The organism is Sphingomonas echinoides ATCC 14820, from assembly GCF_000241465.1.
GTDB lineage: Bacteria > Pseudomonadota > Alphaproteobacteria > Sphingomonadales > Sphingomonadaceae > Sphingomonas > Sphingomonas echinoides.
The window spans coordinates 26,422-42,124 of sequence record NZ_JH584236.1 but is presented as its reverse complement, the minus strand read 5'-3'; the positions used below and the strand labels follow the sequence as shown (position 1 = coordinate 42,124).

The 15,703-nt window shown below is 63.8% G+C and carries 15 protein-coding genes; 11 read left to right on the top strand and 4 right to left on the bottom strand.

Annotated elements, in window-relative coordinates:
• Together ON00_RS18715 and ON00_RS18710 are read right to left on the bottom strand one after the other, a co-directional pair.
• On the bottom strand, positions 1 to 711 hold a 711-nt coding region (locus tag ON00_RS18715), incomplete at its 3' end, for an SDR family NAD(P)-dependent oxidoreductase (protein ID WP_010408830.1).
• Positions 708 to 1,259, bottom strand: a complete 552-nt coding sequence (locus ON00_RS18710; RefSeq protein WP_004213210.1) for a recombinase family protein — start codon at positions 1,257 to 1,259, stop codon at positions 708 to 710. The genes ON00_RS18715 and ON00_RS18710, both read right to left, overlap by 4 nt.
• A gap of 138 nt (positions 1,260 to 1,397) precedes the next feature.
• Between ON00_RS18710 and ON00_RS18705 the strand changes: the two genes are divergently transcribed.
• Entirely contained in the window at positions 1,398 to 4,352 is a 2,955-nt protein-coding gene (locus ON00_RS18705) for a Tn3 family transposase (RefSeq protein WP_010408827.1), read from the top strand.
• Between the two features lie 17 nt (positions 4,353 to 4,369).
• Here the strand turns inward: ON00_RS18705 and ON00_RS18700 are convergent, their stop codons facing one another.
• Positions 4,370 to 4,714 carry a response regulator gene (locus tag ON00_RS18700; protein WP_082442129.1) on the bottom strand — a complete coding sequence of 115 codons (345 nt, stop codon included), beginning with the start codon at positions 4,712 to 4,714 and terminating at the stop codon, positions 4,370 to 4,372.
• A 90-nt stretch (positions 4,715 to 4,804) separates the two neighbouring features.
• On the opposite strand from ON00_RS18700, the gene ON00_RS18695 reads away from it, so the two are divergent.
• The 4 genes from ON00_RS18695 to ON00_RS18680 all read left to right on the top strand — a co-directional run bounded on the left by ON00_RS18695 (position 4,805) and on the right by ON00_RS18680 (position 8,486).
• Positions 4,805 to 4,987 (top strand): CsbD family protein, encoded by a 183-nt coding sequence (locus ON00_RS18695; RefSeq protein WP_010408824.1) that lies wholly within the window; start codon positions 4,805 to 4,807, stop codon positions 4,985 to 4,987.
• 130 nt (positions 4,988 to 5,117) lie between these two features.
• Positions 5,118 to 7,211: a catalase gene (locus ON00_RS18690; RefSeq protein ID WP_010408821.1), complete on the top strand. Its 2,094-nt coding sequence runs from the start codon at positions 5,118 to 5,120 to the stop codon at positions 7,209 to 7,211.
• 60 nt (positions 7,212 to 7,271) lie between these two features.
• On the top strand, positions 7,272 to 7,505 hold the full coding sequence (locus tag ON00_RS18685; RefSeq protein ID WP_010408818.1) for a hypothetical protein: 234 nt from the start codon (positions 7,272 to 7,274) through the stop codon (positions 7,503 to 7,505).
• Between the two features lie 63 nt (positions 7,506 to 7,568).
• Positions 7,569 to 8,486, top strand: coding sequence for an NAD(P)/FAD-dependent oxidoreductase (locus ON00_RS18680; RefSeq protein ID WP_010408814.1), 918 nt, complete (start codon positions 7,569 to 7,571; stop codon positions 8,484 to 8,486).
• A 76-nt stretch (positions 8,487 to 8,562) separates the two neighbouring features.
• Here ON00_RS18680 and ON00_RS18675 read toward each other — a convergent pair whose 3' ends face one another.
• Entirely contained in the window at positions 8,563 to 9,318 is a 756-nt protein-coding gene (locus tag ON00_RS18675) for a Crp/Fnr family transcriptional regulator (RefSeq protein WP_241231414.1), read from the bottom strand.
• A gap of 502 nt (positions 9,319 to 9,820) precedes the next feature.
• On the opposite strand from ON00_RS18675, the gene ON00_RS18665 reads away from it, so the two are divergent.
• The 6 genes from ON00_RS18665 (at position 9,821) to ON00_RS19975 (ending at position 15,541) form a co-directional block, all read left to right on the top strand.
• Positions 9,821 to 11,197 carry a mechanosensitive ion channel gene (locus ON00_RS18665; protein WP_010408810.1) on the top strand — a complete coding sequence of 459 codons (1,377 nt, stop codon included), beginning with the start codon at positions 9,821 to 9,823 and terminating at the stop codon, positions 11,195 to 11,197.
• On the top strand, positions 11,194 to 11,553 hold the full coding sequence (locus ON00_RS18660) for a hypothetical protein (RefSeq protein ID WP_010408808.1): 360 nt from the start codon (positions 11,194 to 11,196) through the stop codon (positions 11,551 to 11,553). The genes ON00_RS18665 and ON00_RS18660 overlap by 4 nt, the downstream gene beginning before the upstream one ends.
• A gap of 135 nt (positions 11,554 to 11,688) precedes the next feature.
• Complete coding sequence (locus tag ON00_RS20960) at positions 11,689 to 11,898, top strand: hypothetical protein (protein WP_010408806.1); 210 nt, start codon at positions 11,689 to 11,691, stop codon at positions 11,896 to 11,898.
• Between the two features lie 2 nt (positions 11,899 to 11,900).
• The gene (locus ON00_RS18650) at positions 11,901 to 12,827 is read left to right on the top strand and encodes a DUF389 domain-containing protein (RefSeq protein WP_010408804.1); all 927 of its coding nucleotides are present in this window, start codon (positions 11,901 to 11,903) and stop codon (positions 12,825 to 12,827) included.
• Positions 12,828 to 12,887: 60 nt separating this feature from the next.
• Positions 12,888 to 13,859, top strand: a complete 972-nt coding sequence (locus ON00_RS18645; RefSeq protein WP_010408802.1) for an L-lactate dehydrogenase — start codon at positions 12,888 to 12,890, stop codon at positions 13,857 to 13,859.
• Positions 13,856 to 15,541, top strand: a complete 1,686-nt coding sequence (locus tag ON00_RS19975) for a YhjD/YihY/BrkB family envelope integrity protein (RefSeq protein WP_010408800.1) — start codon at positions 13,856 to 13,858, stop codon at positions 15,539 to 15,541. Before ON00_RS18645 ends, ON00_RS19975 begins: the two co-directional genes overlap by 4 nt.
• Positions 15,542 to 15,703 lie beyond the last annotated feature (162 nt).

Below are 15,703 nucleotides of genomic sequence, written 5' to 3'. Positions count from 1 at the left end.
GAGCTGGTTGCCCATCCCCGGTATGGCGAAGGATTGCCGATAAACCAGAGCGTGGACTGCATGGGCCGCGCACCGGTCAACGTCCATCAAACCCAACCTCCCCCACTTCAAATCGCTGAGGGCAGCCATGTCTGTGTCGATTCCACCGGGTGCAAAAGACCCAACACTCACTCCCGTCCCGGCAAGCTCCACGGAAAGCGCTCGCATGAGGGTGCTCACATAGGCTTTCGACGCGCCGTAGACCGCTTGGAAGGGCACGGATGTTTCGCCCGCCAGGCTCGACACGGCGATTACTGAGGATTCAAACGGCTGCTCCCTGAAAATCGCAATCAGGCGAGCCAGCAAATCCGTGAAACCGAGTATGTTTGTTTCAATTACCTCGGCATAAGTGTCGGCACGGCCTGCATCAAATGAACCAACGCTCGTCATTCCGGCAACCAACAAAGCGGCTGTTACTTGCAATTCTGCAACCTTAGCCGCGATTTTCTCCCTGCCCTCGATTTCACGTTGATCAGCCACTATAATCTCGCACGGCACATTGAACCGCTCGTCAATTTCGGTCTGTAGCTCCCGCAAGTTGTCGAGCCTTCGTCCAACAATCAGGGGCTTGGCCTGGTACGATGCCGCCAAGCGGAGGGCGGACGCTCTGCCCAAACCGGTCGAAGCCCCTGTGACCAGCACCCACGAGTTCTTGATCGCCAGCGGTTTCACGCGTTTTCCAGAGCCTTGTATAGGGCGGTTTTGCCGATCTTGAGCCGGGCCGCCGCCTCACGAACAGTGAGGCCCGCTGCGATATGCGCCCGCGCTTTACGTAGTTTGTCGGGGGTAACGACAGGCCGGCGACCACCCTTGTTGCCCCGCTCGCGTGCGGCCTTGAGGCCGGCATGAGTGCGTTCACGGATCAGGTCACGCTCGAATTGGGCCAGCGAGCCGAAGATGTTGAACACCAGCATGCCGCCCGAAGTGGTGGTGTCGATATTCTCGGTGAGTGAGCGGAACCCGATGCCGCGCGCCGCAAGCTCGCCGACCTTCTCGATCAGGTGGCTCATCGAGCGGCCGAGGCGGTCGAGTTTCCAGACCACCAGCGTGTCGCCGGGGCGCAAATAGGCGAGCGCTTCGGTTAGGCCAGGCCGATCGGCTTTTGCCCCGGATGCGTGATCGTCGAATATACGGTCGCACCCGGCAGTGTTCAGCGCGTCAAGCTGGAGCGACAGCTTCTGGTCTGCGGTCGAGACGCGCGCATAGCCGATCAGCGCCACATGATGCCCGATCCTGTCCGTTTTCCCGTCATTATGCGATCTTGTCCGAATCGCCGTTACAGGTCCAGAGTTAACGGACATATTCCTGTTGGCCGCCAGAGGACCGTCTGACGGACAGCCTCAAGGAGGTTCAGGGTCATGGCGAGGCGACGCCTGCTCACCCGCGAGGCGCTTGCGGGTCAGTTCGATCCCCCGACTGACGAACGCGAGATCGCGCGACATTTCACCCTGTCACGCGAGGATCTCGATTGGGTCTCGATCCGGCGTGGTCCCGCATCGCAGCTCGGTTACGCCATGACGCTCCTTTATATGCGCTGGCCCGGGCGGGTACTCGGCGCGGACGAGACGCCGCCCGCAGCGGTCCTGTCGTTCGTCGCCCGTCAGCTCGATGTGCCTGAAGCGGCTTGGCATGACTATGGCCGTCGTGAGCCGACCCGCCGTGCGCATCTCACCGATCTGGCACGACGCATGGGCTATCGAGCGTTCGGCCGGACCGACTTCCACGCACTGGCCACCTTCGCCATGCCCGTGGCGCAGACCATCATCCAGCCATTGCAGCTGGCCGAGATCGTCATCGACGAAATGCGACGGCGTCGCCTGTTGCTGCCGCCCGTCACCGTCATCGAGGCGATCGTACGACGAGCGCGCCGCCAGGCCGACGAACTCGTCCACGATGTGCTGACCCAGGGGCTGGGTGATGGCGGACGTACCCGCCTCGATGCGCTGCTCGCCCGTCGTGGCGACCGGGGTGCGACGTGGCTGTCGTGGCTGCGCAACCCGCCGCTGTCGCCGGCACCGCGCAACGTCATGCGCCTGCTCGAACGACTGGATCATGTCCGGGCGATCGGACTGGCCCCGGCGCGGGCCGCTACGATCCCGACCGCGGCCTTCGACCGCATCGCCGACGAGGCGGTGCGGATCACATCGCAGCATCTGGCGGAACTGCCCGACCGGCGCCGCCATGCCGTCCTGGCGGCAGCCGCGCTGCGGCTTCGTGAGAGCCTCGCCGATGCGGTGCTGGCGATGACGGACAAGCTGCTCGGCAGCATGATGCGGCGCGCCGAGAACCGGACGCGCGACAAGGCGCTGGGTACGATCCGCGCGCTCCAGGCACAGTTGCGCCTGCTCACCGGCTCCTGCCGCCTGCTGATCGATGCACGGGCGCAAGGCTTGGACTCGCTTGCCGCGATGGCGATCGACTGGGAGAAACTGGGAACGGCGGTCGGGGAAGCGGAGATACTGGTCGCGCCGGAGACGACCGATCGTACTGCCGAGCTGATCGACCGGCATCGCTCGCTGCGTGCGGTGATCGGGCCGTTCCTGGGCGCCTCCACCTTCCGGGGTGCCGGCCCGGTCCAGGGGCTGCTCGATGCGGTCCGGATTGTCGGTGAGGTTTATCGGACCGGCAGGCGACGCTTGCCCGACAATCCACCGCTTCGCTTCGTGCCGCCATCGTGGCGGCCTTTCGTGCTGCGCGACGGGCAGGTCGTCCGCGCAGCCTATGAACTGTGCGCTCTCACCCAGTTGCGCGATCGGCTGCGTGCCGGCGACATATGGGTAGAGGAAAGTCGCCAGTATCGTGCTTTCGACAGCTACCTCCTGCCGCCCGCCACCTTTGCGGCGCTACGCGAGCGCGGGCCGTTGCCGTTGGCGATCGACACCGACTTCGATACCTTCATTGCCGGTCGCCGTGCCCGCCTCGATACCGCGATCGAACAAGTCACGGCGCTCGCCCGGCAGGGGGAACTGCCCCAGGTACGGCTCGACGCCGGCGGGCTCGTCATCTCGCCGCTCAAGGCCGTAACCCCGCCCAGTACAGAGGACGTGCGGCGCATGGTCTACGACCGCCTGCCGCGCGTGAAGATCACCGATCTGTTGCTGGAGGTCGATGGCTGGACCGGCTTTTCCGAATGCTTCACGCATCGCCGCTCCGGTCGACCGGCCGATGATCGTAACGCGCTTCTCACCGTGATCCTGGCGGACGGCATCAATCTCGGCCTGACGCGCATGGCGGATACCTGCCAGGCGGCCACCCTGCGCCAGCTCGCACATCTGCATGACTGGCACGTCAGCGAGAGCGCCTATGGCGCAGCGCTGGCGCGACTGATCGACGCGCATCGCGCCCTGCCGCTAAGCAGCCTGTGGGGCGACGGCACCACGTCGTCGAGCGATGGCCAGCTCTTTCACGCCGGTGGGCGCGGGGCTGCGATCGGTGACATCAACGCGCGTAACGGCAACGAACCCGGCGTCAGCTTCTACACCCACATCTCGGATCAATATGACCCGTTTGCGAGCAGGGTGATCGCGGCGACAGCGGGCAAGGCGCCCTATGTCCTCGACGGGCTGCTCTACCATGCCACCGGTCTGTCGATCGAAGAGCATTACACCGATACCGGCGGGGCCTCCGACCATGTATTTGGCCTCATGCCGTTCTTCGGCTACCGCTTCGCGCCGCGTTTGCGGGATCTGAAGGAACGACGCCTGCATCTGCTGCCGCAGCAGGATGCCGGGGCGCTGCTCGTCGGACTGACCGGCGATCCGGTCGCGGTCGGCCACGTCGCTGACCATTGGGACGAACTGCTCCGCCTCGTCACCTCGATCCGCAGCGGCACCGTCACCGCCTCCGCCATGCTGCGCCGGTTGTCCGCCTATCCACGTCAGAACGGCCTTGCGCTGGCATTGCGTGAGGTCGGGCGGATCGAACGCTCGATTTTCATGCTCGACTGGTTGCGCGACATCGACCTGCGCCGGCGTGCCCAGGCCGGACTCAACAAGGGAGAGGCGCGCAACGCGCTCGCCCGAGCGCTGTTCTTCAATCAGCTCGGCGAACTGCGGGACCGCCGGTTCGAAAACCAGACCTACCGCGCCTCCGGCCTCAACCTGCTCGTAGCCGCCATCATCCTGTGGAACACCCGCTACCTCGAACAGGCCATCGCCGGCATGGCCGTGCCTCCTGAAACTGCCCGCCACATCGCACCGCTCGGGTGGGAGCATATCTCGCTCACCGGCGACTACCGCTGGAACACCGACGACCGCCCTCCGGTCGGCCAGCTCAGGCCGCTACGCACACCCACATCGTTGCTCGCTGCATGACGCGGCTTCGTGTTCGCCTATCGTTCACGCAACACCCGGTGCTCCATATGCAATGCCTCGGGGAGAAGCTCCGGGTTGGCCGTGAGATAGATGATCCGGGTGTCGCAGCTCCGTCGCAGCTCATCAGCGATCATCGGGCCGGTGAAGCCGTCGGCCAGATTGAGGTCGATGATCGCGATCTCAGGAGCAAATTCGATGACGGCTCGAGCGCTCTCGATACTGTCAACGATCATGATCGCGTCGATCCCGGAATCCCGCGCGAGATCCTCTAGGTGGCTGGCAACGGCCGGAATGTCCTCGGCGATCAGCAATCGGTGCATCCGCTTTTCCCCTGTTGTCGTCCGAACAGGTTCAGCCGCCATGCGTTCCAGTCTTATGCATTTTTCCGTGCATAGCGGGAGCCAAAGCGCGCGGTCGTCGTTGAAGCCTATTGCAATCAATGGAGATGCATCGTGGGCGAGTTCGTGGACAAGGTGAAGGGCGCGATCAACGACCTGGTCGGTGACGCCAAGCAGGAGGTCGGCACCCGGACCGATAACCCCGATCTGGCAGCAGACGGCGCCGCACAGCAGGCGACCGGCAAAGGGCAGAAGCTCAAGGGCGGCATCAAAGGCGCGCTCGGTGACAAAATCTGATCAGCCTCGGCCGAAAGGGTCGTGACTGAAAGCAAGGGGCACCTCGATATGAGCACCCCTCCGACTGTTGGAAGACACTCGACATCGTAATCGTCCACGCCGTGCTGCGTGAACTTGAAGGGGATTAGCAATGGCGTCGGACGGCAAAGCGCGGAAGCAGGATTACGCAGGCGGGGAAACGCATCAGATCGCTGACGACGATCATCCGGTGCTCACGACCAACCATGGCATGCCGATCTCGGACAATCAGAACCAGCTGAAGGCGGGGCCGCGCGGCCCGGTGCTGATCGAGGACGAAGTCTTCCGCGAGAAGATGAACCATTTCGATCACGAACGCATCCCCGAGCGCATTGTCCACGCCCGCGGCTCGGCCGCGCACGGCTATTTCGAGTGCACCGAGAGCCTCGCCGATATCACCGTCGCCGATCTGTTCCAGAAGAAAGGCCAGCGCACCGAGGTGTTCACTCGCTTCTCGACCGTCGCGGGCGGTGCCGGATCGGTCGACACGCCGCGCGACGTGCGCGGCTTCGCGGTCAAGTTCTATACGCGCGAGGGCAATTGGGATCTTGTCGGCAACAACATCCCCGTCTTCTTCATCCAGGACGCGATCAAGTTTCCAGACCTGATCCACGCGGCCAAAATGGAGGCTGATCGCGGCTACCCGCAAGCGGCAACCGCGCACGACACGTTCTGGGACTTCATTTCGCTGATGCCCGAGTCCACCCACATGGTCATGTGGGCGATGTCCGACCGCACGCTGCCCCGCACCTTCGCAAACATGGAGGGGTTCGGCGTCCACACGTTCCGCTTCATCAACAAGGAGGGGAAGTCGACCTTCGTCAAGTTTCACTGGAAGCCGAAGGCGGGCCTCGCCTCCACGATCTGGGACGAGACGGTGAAGATTGCCGGCGCCGATCCGGACTTCCAGCGCCGCAATCTGTTCGAGAGCATCGATCGCGGCGATTTCCCGACCTGGGAGCTGGGCGTGCAGCTGTTCGACGAGGCGTTCGCCGAAAGCCAGCCCTACGACGTGCTCGACGCGACCAAGATCATTCCCGAGGAGGTGCTGCCCGTCCGCATCGTCGGCAAGATGGTGCTCGACCGCTATCCTGACAATTTTTTCGCCGAAACCGAACAGGCCGCATTCGTGCCGAGCCATGTCGTCCCGGGCATCGGCTTCTCGAACGATCCGCTGCTGCAGGGCCGTTTGTTCAGCTATACGGACACGCAGCTATCGCGGCTTGGCTCGGTCAATTTCCATCAGCTGCCGATCAACCGCGCGAAGGGCCGTGCCGAGGCGGCGGGCTGCCCGTTCATGAACCAGCAGCGCGATGGCCACATGCAGATGTCGGTTCCCAAGGGTCGCGCCAATTACGAGCCCAACAGCCTGGCGCAGGCGGGCGAAGAAGCCGGCGCCCGCGAAGACCCGGAGCGTGGCTACAAGACTTTCCCCTCGGAAGAGCAGGGCCAGAAGCTGCGCATCCGGCCGGAGAGCTTCGCCGACCATTACAGCCAGGCGCGGCTGTTTTTCCGGTCGATGGACCCGGCCGAACAGGCGCACATCGCCTCGGCGCTGGTGTTCGAGCTCAGCAAGGTCAGCCTTGAGCATATCCGCATCTCGGTCATGGCCAACCTGCGCAACGTCGACGAGACTCTGGCGCAACGCGTCGCCGATGGCCTCGCGATGGACCTGCCGCCGCCATCGAAGACCGCCGCCCCGGTTCTCGACATGGATCCCTCGCCCGCGCTGCGCATCATCCGCGGTCCGCTCGAAAAGCATACGCTGGAAGGCCGCACGGTCGGCATTCTGATCGCCGACGGAACCGACGCCGGCGAGCTGTCGACGCTCAAGGACGCGGTGAAGGCCGCCGGCGGCACGCCAATGACGATCGCGCCCAAGGTCGGCAAGGTGCCCCTGTCCGACGGCAGCGCGATCGCCGCGGACGCGCAGCTATTCGGCCAGCCCTCGGTGACGGTCGATGCTTGCGCGGTGATCCTGTCTGAGGCGGCTGCGGCCAAGCTCGTCAAGGAAGGCGCCGCGGTGCAATGGGTGATGGACGCTTTCGGCCACTTGAAGGCGATCGGCGCCAACGACGCCGCCAAGCCGCTCCTCGACAAGGCGGGGGTCGAGCCCGACGAGGGCGTCACCGACCTTGCCGGCTTCGTCGAGGCGGCAAAGAAGCGTTATTGGGATCGGGAAGCGTCGGTTCGAACGCTGGCGTGATCGCTCGAGACGTCTCCACGCCCGCCCTCGGTCGGGCGCATCCCTGCGAAAGGACGGGACATGGCAAATCTGCTCGGCGCGCTCATAGGCGCTGCAATCGACCGCGGTGACGGTGACAGCGGGATCAAGGGCGCTATCATCGGCACCGTCGCTGAAACGGCGATCCGGGGACTGGTGCCCATTGTCGCGACCTACGCACTTGGATGGGGCGTTCAATACGCAATCCGCAAAGGGTGGCATATGGTTGCGGGGGCCGATCCGATCGAACCCGCCAATGGAACACTGCGTCGCTGATGCCGAGCGTGCACGCGACGCTGGCCGCAGATCGGGGCACCTCAGATCCGGCGATGCTCCCGAATGATTGACTGCGTGATCATCGGCGGCGGACCGGCAGGCCTGACCGCCGCGATTTATCTCGCACGGTTCCGTCGCAACGTCGTTGTAATTGATGACGGCAACAGCCGGGCAAGCTGGATTCCCAGGTCGCATAATCATCCCGGCTTTCCGGAAGGGATTGGCGGAGACGAGCTGCTCGTGCGGACGCGCGCGCAGGCCGAGCGCTATGGCGCGGTGCTGCATCCTGAACGCGTAACGGCATTGGAGCGGAAGGGAGACGGGTTTCTCGTATCGACAGTGAATCGCACGCTGGACGCGCGTATGACGTTGCTCGCGACAGGTGTGGTCAATCGCAGTCCGCAGATCGATCCCGCCACGCACAGGCGGGCATTGGAAAGCGGCAAGTTGCGCTACTGCCCGATCTGTGACGGCTTCGAGGTCACCGACACGCGCATCGCCGTGATCGGTGCCGACGAACACGGCGTCGCGGAGGCGCTTTTTCTCAGGACATATTCGTCGAAGATCACGTTGCTGGCGGAGCGGACCGTCGACCTCGACGAAGAGGACCGACAGGCGCTCCAAGAGGCCGGGATCGCACTCGCCGGTGCGCCGCTAGCCTCGATCGACTTCGAAGCCGCAGATGATGTTATAATTGCGCTGGAAGACGGTGCCGGCACGGTGGTCGTGGACACCGTGTATCCGGCGCTCGGCTCGGACATCAACAATGCTCTGGCCATCGATATAGGGGTCGCGTTGAGTGACTGCCGGTGCATTGCCACCGACGAGGATCAGCGCACAAATCTACCCGGTTGCTACGCTGCCGGCGATGTCGTGGCCGGTCTCGATCAGATCAGCGTGGCGACAGGTCACGGGGCGAAAGCGGCAACGGCGATTCACAACGCGCTTCGAGCGCTTGACGGGCAGACGGCGGACAAATGATCGGTTCCAAGCGTCTCAGCGACCTGACCGCGTCCATATCACACCAAGACCATGCTCGCGATCGCCGCACCAGATGTCAGTCTTCGCACTCACTGCTCGGTGGCTGCGTGAACAGTTTCGATATCTCACCCTGGATGAGTGCGTAACATTCGCAGGACACCTCCCGCAGTAGGTCGGGATTGATCACCGAGATCTTGCCGCGTTTGTACTCTATCGCTCCGATCGAGAGAAACTCGCGGGCAACGATGTTGACTGCGTTTCGCTTGACCCCGAGCATTTCGGCAAGGAATTCCTGCTTCAAGGGCAGCCTGTCGGTCTCGGTCCGATCGTGGGTGGTCAGGATCCAGCGCGCGAGGCGCTGGCGAACGGTGTGAAGCGCGTTACAGGCAACCGACTGCAGTGACATTCGCACCATGACCTCGCGCCAGCGAGTAACGGCCGAACAGAATTCCACGCTCTCGTCGACCAGATCTTCGAAATCTTCCGCTTTGACCCGGTAGCCGCTGCCGGGGAGTTGAACGACGTAGCGGTTGAAAGCGTCGTCGACATAGCCGCTCGCACTCAATCCTGCGGCTCCCTCACGCCCGATCGTCATTCCCTCAGCGGTTCGACCGTCGCTCATGACCGCGACCAGCGAGATCATGCCGGTCAGCGGCAGAAAGACGTGAGTGAGCGGTTGCCCGGGCTCGTACAATACCTGTCCGGCTTCCAGCAGCACGGGCTCCAGACGATCGTCCATCCGCGCCCGCTCATCGGGAGGAACCCGATCGAGAAGGTGGTTGCTGCTCGAAAGAGCCGCACCGTTCTCGCGACCTGCGGGATCGTCAGCCAATGAAAAGCTCCTCTCTAGCTGCATGCTCAACGCGCCGCCCTACACCTCGATCAATTTCGACAAAAGAAACCTCAGCGGGAACGCGCCATGTGAAAAACCGTTAATGAACGGTTGAATACATAACGGGGCGATAGCGGCATGGTTCGATCGACATGGAGAGCGCTAGGCGGCACGGCGATGCCTGTCGCCGGGGCTGTTCTGCTCGCTTCCTGTGCCAGCCCTTCGACACGAATAGCTACCGGGCTTGGAGGGTACGGACTAAGCGAGGGTTCGGCCCGATGCATGGGAGATCGCCTGCAGTCACGCCTGTCGCTGGGCCAGCTCCGACAACTCGGGCGCGCCGCACAAGCTTTGAGTCAGTCGCAGGCCGGGCGCCTGACGGCCAGTGACCTGATCCGCGCGGGCGCTCAGGTCAACGATGTCAAAATACCCCTGGAAGTCACGAAAGCGGCCGCATCTTGCGGTGCGTTGAGGGAAGCGGCCGGGGTTCAGGGAGGTTGATATGAACGATGTCCGATATGCGGGGGGAACCGTGATTGACGGTACCCGCGACTTCACAAACCAGGTCTGGATGTACGCGCAGGAATGGGGGCCGCGCATTATCGGCGCGCTGGTCATTCTTCTGATCGGATGGCTGGTTGCACGCGCCGTCAAATGGGGCGTCGCGAACCTCATCAATCGGACGCCGCTGGCGCGGCGCGCCAATCAACCCAACCATCCGCCACGCGATAAGTCGACGATCGGTGCGCAGGTCGGGGATGCTGCGTTCTGGGTCGTTCTGCTGGTTGCCTTCTTCCTTGCAGCGCAGCCGCTCGGCCTCGCTAGCGCGACGGGTCCACTTGCCGACATGCTGAACGGCTTCGGCAATGCCGTGCCGCGGATCATCGGCGCCGGTCTGATCCTTTTCCTCGGGTATATCCTGGCAAGCGTGGCGAAGAAGGCGGTCGAAGCCGTCATCACCGCCAGCCATGTCGAACGATTGTCGGCGCACGTCGGCAGCACGCCGCCCGCCGACCCGAGCGCCTTGCCGCGCGCGGTCGGTAGCGTCGTGTTTGCGCTGATCATCATTCCGGTGGCGATCGCAGCGCTCGACACACTCAATATCGCCGCCATCTCGCAGCCGGCGACTGCCATGCTGCGGATCATTCTCGACGCCATTCCGCATGTGATCGCGGCAGGCATCATCATCACGCTTGCCTACTACCTCGGCAAATTCGCTTCGCAGCTGATCACGTCCTTCCTAGGCTCGACCGGCGTTGACAAGGCGATTAACTCCCTGGGCTTGTTTCCCCGGAGCGATGCGCCCGTCGACGGCGTCACCGGCGCCGAGCAGGTATCCGTCAAGGCGGGTGCGACGCTCACCCCGTCGAAGATGATTGGGTCGGGTGTCTTCATCGCCATTGTCATCTTCGGTTTGATGGAGGCGTTCCGGCAGCTCAATTTCGCCTATGGTTCGCGGATCATGGCGGAGGTGCTGACGCTCTTCGGTCAGGTGGTCTTCGGTGCGATCATCATCGCCGCAGCCGTCGCAATCGCACGCCTGATCTCGACGACAATTAAGGCAAGCGGCGGGGCCGGTGCCGACTTTACCGCTTCGCTCACAAAGGTGGCGATCATCGTCCTGGGCACAGCTATCGGGTTGCGCTTCATGGGTCTGGCGGACGACATCATCAATCTGGCGTTCGGCCTCATTCTCGGGGCGATCGCGGTGGCGTTCGCACTCGCTTTTGGCCTTGGCGGGCGCGATCAAGCCGGCAGGATCGTGCAGAGGCTGCTGGGCAAGGCAGAGGATGAGGCGAACCGCCCTGCTGCGCCCTCTACCGTACCGGTCGCCCCTGCGTCGCCGATCGCTCCGCGCGAACAGGACACGCAGGCATGACCCGCTGGATGAGCAAATCGCTGTTGGCTGTCGGCATCCTGCTGGCTGGCTGTGACGGCCGTCGCGAAAACGCCGGAGAGCAGGCGGACGCCAATGCCGGCGTCGTCTCCGGCGAAGATACGTTGGCCAGCGGCCCTGCAGAAACGGCGGGAGAGGCGCAGGATCGTGCGGCAGAAAGCGCGAACGCGGCGATCGAAGCGAACGCCGATGCCGCCGAGGTCCGCGCGGACGCGATACGCAGTACGGCCGATCGGGAAGCCGATGCGCTCGAGGAACGAGCCAAGAAGGTCCGTCGGGATGCCGAGCAGAAGGCCGACGCGGCCGAAGACCGTGCAGACGCCATTCGCGGCAAATGATGTTCACGGGTCGATCGCCCGGGACTGTACCTAAAGGCCCAGAGAGGTCGCGCGTAGCAACTTGATCGGGGCCCGGGGGCACGCGCTCCCGGGCCCCATCTTACCCCTACTGCTTTGACACCGGAATGGCGCGATATGGAAACACCCGATGATTGCGAAGCTGCCGCGATCGAGCGCGAGCTTGGCTACTGCGAAAGCCGTGCGCACGCGGAAAAGCGGGCAGCGCGCCTTAGCCGGAGCGTCGAGGCAGTCATCGCCCACCGACGCCTTGCGGACGCATACGATTCAAGAGCGCAACGCCTGCAATGTCGCGTCGAAAATCACCTTTATCCGGCCAAGGAATAATCGTGCATCGTGTCATCGACATTACCGTGCCCTCGAACCGCGGCGAGCAGCTGATCGCCGCGCTGAACCAGCTCGAAGGGGTAGTCGGGCTGACGTGGCAGCACGGCGCTTCGATCAAACCCGTCGGCGACGTGGTGACCGTCCACGCCCTCAATCGTGCAACCGACGATGTGATGCGCGCCGTGGCGACGATCGGCGGCGATACGCCGTTCACTGTCGTAACGGCGGAGGTCGCGAGCATCAGCGACCCCGGGAACCAGAAGCAGATCGACGCCGACGTCGACGAGGCGATATGGGAGGAGCTCGAAACCGGTCTGCGGCATCAGGGACGCCTCACCGCAAATTTCCTGCTCTTGATGGCACTTGGCGGCGTTATCGGCGCCGCCGGAGCGTTCACTGAACCCGCGATCGCAGCGGTGGCATATGTCGCGTCCGCGATCATCGCTCCCGGGTTCGAGCCCTTGGCGAAATTGCCGTTGGGCATCGTGCTGAGACGGGCCGAAGTAGCCCGTGCCGGCATGCTGGCGACGCTCACCGGCTACGCAGTTCTGGCGGCTGCCGCAGGGGCGACATGGCTACTGCTTTCCAATTTCGGCGGGGTTCAATCGTCAGCGTTCCTTGAAGGCGACGTCCTCAAGCATACGATCCATCCTTCACCGGAGCTTTTGACGATCGCGCTTGCCGGGGCTTTTGCCGGCGTACTTATTCAGGCCTCGTACCGCCGAAGCGTGATTGCGGGCGCGCTGGTCGCCATGCGGCTGATCGAAGCAGCGTCGGTGGCGGGCATAGCCCTGGCGATGAGGCGCCTTGATTTGGCGGCCGCCAGCGGGGCGCGATTGGCGGTCGACGCCGGCTTCGTACTGGTCGCGGGTGTGATCGTTTTCGGCCTCAAGCAGCTCATCGTCCACCGTCGCGCGCCGCTGCACTGACGGCTCGCGTGGTCCCGCTCCCTGCACCCGCCTTTATTCGATGAAACGAAACCCCTCACAATGAACGATCATTCCGCCTCCGCAACGCACGATAACCGGGTCTGCATCATCGGCTGCGGGCGGGTCGGGATGGCGAGCGCCTACGCGCTCATCCAGAGCAGCTTCATCCGCGAACTCGTGCTGGTCGGCCGAGACCGCGAAAGGACCGAAGGCGAGGTCATGGACCTCGAACACGCGGTCGCGGTCCCGATGAAGTCTCCCATCAACGTCATCAACGGCAGCTACGCTGACGCCGCATCCAGCTCCGTAGTGGTCATCGCTGCCGGAAAGGCCACAGGCGGCAGCGACACCTCGCGGCTCGATCTCCTCGACGCCAACGCACCGATCGTGCGTGAGATCGTCGGCAAGCTCAAGAAGGAGGGGTTCGACGGCGTGATCGTCATGGCAACCAACCCGGTCGACCTGCTCGTCCAGGTCGCGCTCGAGGAAACGGGGCTCCCGACAGGCCAGATTGTCGGGACCGGGACGTTGGTCGATACCGCCAGATTGCGCGGAATGCTCGCCGAAGCATTCGATATCGAGCCGCGCGGGGTCGATGCCTATATCATCGGCGAACATGGGGATTCCGAAGTCGCCGTATGGAGCGGTGCACGCATCGCCGGCGTGCCTCTCCTCCGGCACTCGGACAGCGGAGAGGCACGGGACCTTGATCGGATGCTCGAGCGTGTTCGTCGCGCGGCACCCGAGGTCGTTCGTCGCAAGGGGCATACCGAATATGCCATCGGTCTGTGCGTCCAGCGGATCTGCGAAGCCGTACTGCGCAATGAGCACGCGGTTATTGCGGTCTCCACGGTCCTTGATGGTGAATATGGTCGGACCGACGTGTGCCTCGGCACACCGTGCGTGGTCGGCAAGAACGGGATCGAGCGGATCATCGAGCTCGATCTCGACGAAGAGGAGCGCAAAGCTCTCCACCGCTCCGCTGAGACATTGCGGCGGCTTAACCCTCGATTATCGGCAGGCGCGGCATGACGATCGGGAACGACAAGGCCGGTGCTGGAGCGCGGTCGCCGTTCGCGATCCCGACCGAAGGCTGGCTGGCCGTGCTCCGCCGAACCTGGGAAGAGACCGGCAAGGACAATATCGGCCTCATCGCCGCCGGTATCGCCTTCTATGCATTCGCCGCGATCGTCCCGCTGCTCGGCGCGGTTGTCCTCAGCTACGGTCTCTTCGCCGAGCCCGAGACGGTTCGCAGTAACGTCGAGCACGTGTTCGCCGCAGTGCCGCGCGAGGCGGCCACCATCATCACCGAACAACTCGTGACCGTCGTCGAGACCTCGAAGGGCAAGCAGGGTCTCGGCCTGATCATCGCGATCGCGCTCGCCTTTTATGGCGCCACCAAAGGCGCGTCGGCGATCGTGACAGCGCTCAACGTCGCTTATGGCGAGACCGAGCGGCGCGGGTTCTTCCGCGTCAACCTCCTGTATTTCGCGCTGGTCGCCGGCGGTGTGTTCCTGATCTTCCTGGCGATCGCATCGACAACGCTTCTCGGATTTCTCGAAAGCCTGGTTCCGCGCGCTTCGGACGTTCTTCTCACACTCATCAGGGTCGCAGGTTACGCCCTTCTGGGAGCATTCGTCGTGACGGCTGCCGCGATCCTGTATCGCTTCGGACCGGATCGCCGCAAACCGTCATGGGTCTGGCTATCGCCGGGATCGCTGGCCGCCACAATGCTTTGGCTGGGCGGGACCGCCGGCTTCGGCGTCTATGTGTCGAATTTCGGCAACTATGGCGCGACCTATGGTTCGCTGAGCGCGGTGATTGTGATGCTCACCTGGCTGTGGCTGTCGGCGTTCGTCTTTCTGCTGGGCGCCGAGTTGAATGCCGAGCTCGAACGTCAGGTCGAGGGCGAGGGGGCGGAGGCGCAGCCATCTACCTCTCCTCTCAGCGATTCGCCGCACGGGCGAACGCCAGACCCGTCAGGTGACGATCGACGGGCGAGGGCGCCCGACAAGTTCGGGACACGCGCTCCCCCGACCAACGGCCCGGCCTGGGTCGAGGGTGCGCTGTGTGCCGTGGGGCTGCTCCTGCTGCGCAACGGCAAGCCCGGCAAGGCGGCGGTGGCCATCGTCGGCGCAGTCGCCGCCTATAAAATCGGTCGGGGCGCAAGCACTCGGGGCAGCAACGGCTTAAAACTCTCGGCACAGGTAACATCGAACGAACCCGAGCGTTCGCACCTCTCACCAACGAAGGAACACCCAATGGCAGACCGTGACAATGATATCAGCGTCCTCAACAGCCTGATCGCCACCACCCTCGACAGCGTGGATGGCTATACCGAAGCCGCCGGCGATATCGAAAATCCTCGCTACGGCAGCGTGTTCTCGGATCGTGCTCGTGAACGCCGCGAGGTCGTGAGCGACCTTCAGGCGGAAGTCCGCCGTTTGGGCGGCGATCCCGAAGATGACGGGACCGTGCTTGCCGGAGCCCACCGCATGTTCCTCGACCTCAAGGCCAAGGTCACGGGGCAGGACGACAAGGCGATCATCGACGAGGTCGAGCGGGGCGAAGACCATATCAAGGCGAAGTTCGACGATGCGTTGGCGAAGGAGGATCTGTCGCCGGAGGTGCGGGCGGCAATCGCGAAGGCCAACCAGTCGGTGCAGGAAGGCCACGATCAGATGCGCGACCTGAAGCATAGCATGGAACGCTAACACCAGAACCTCAGCGACGTCGATACGCGTTGCCGACGTGACTTTTCAGCCCGGTCCGCACGCGCGAGGCCGGGCTGAATTATTTGAGTCCAACGCAGCCAAGCCATCGTCATCTCCAGAGTCCGTGCGCGAGCGGTTCTTTCGTGCCTGAACGGAACCCGC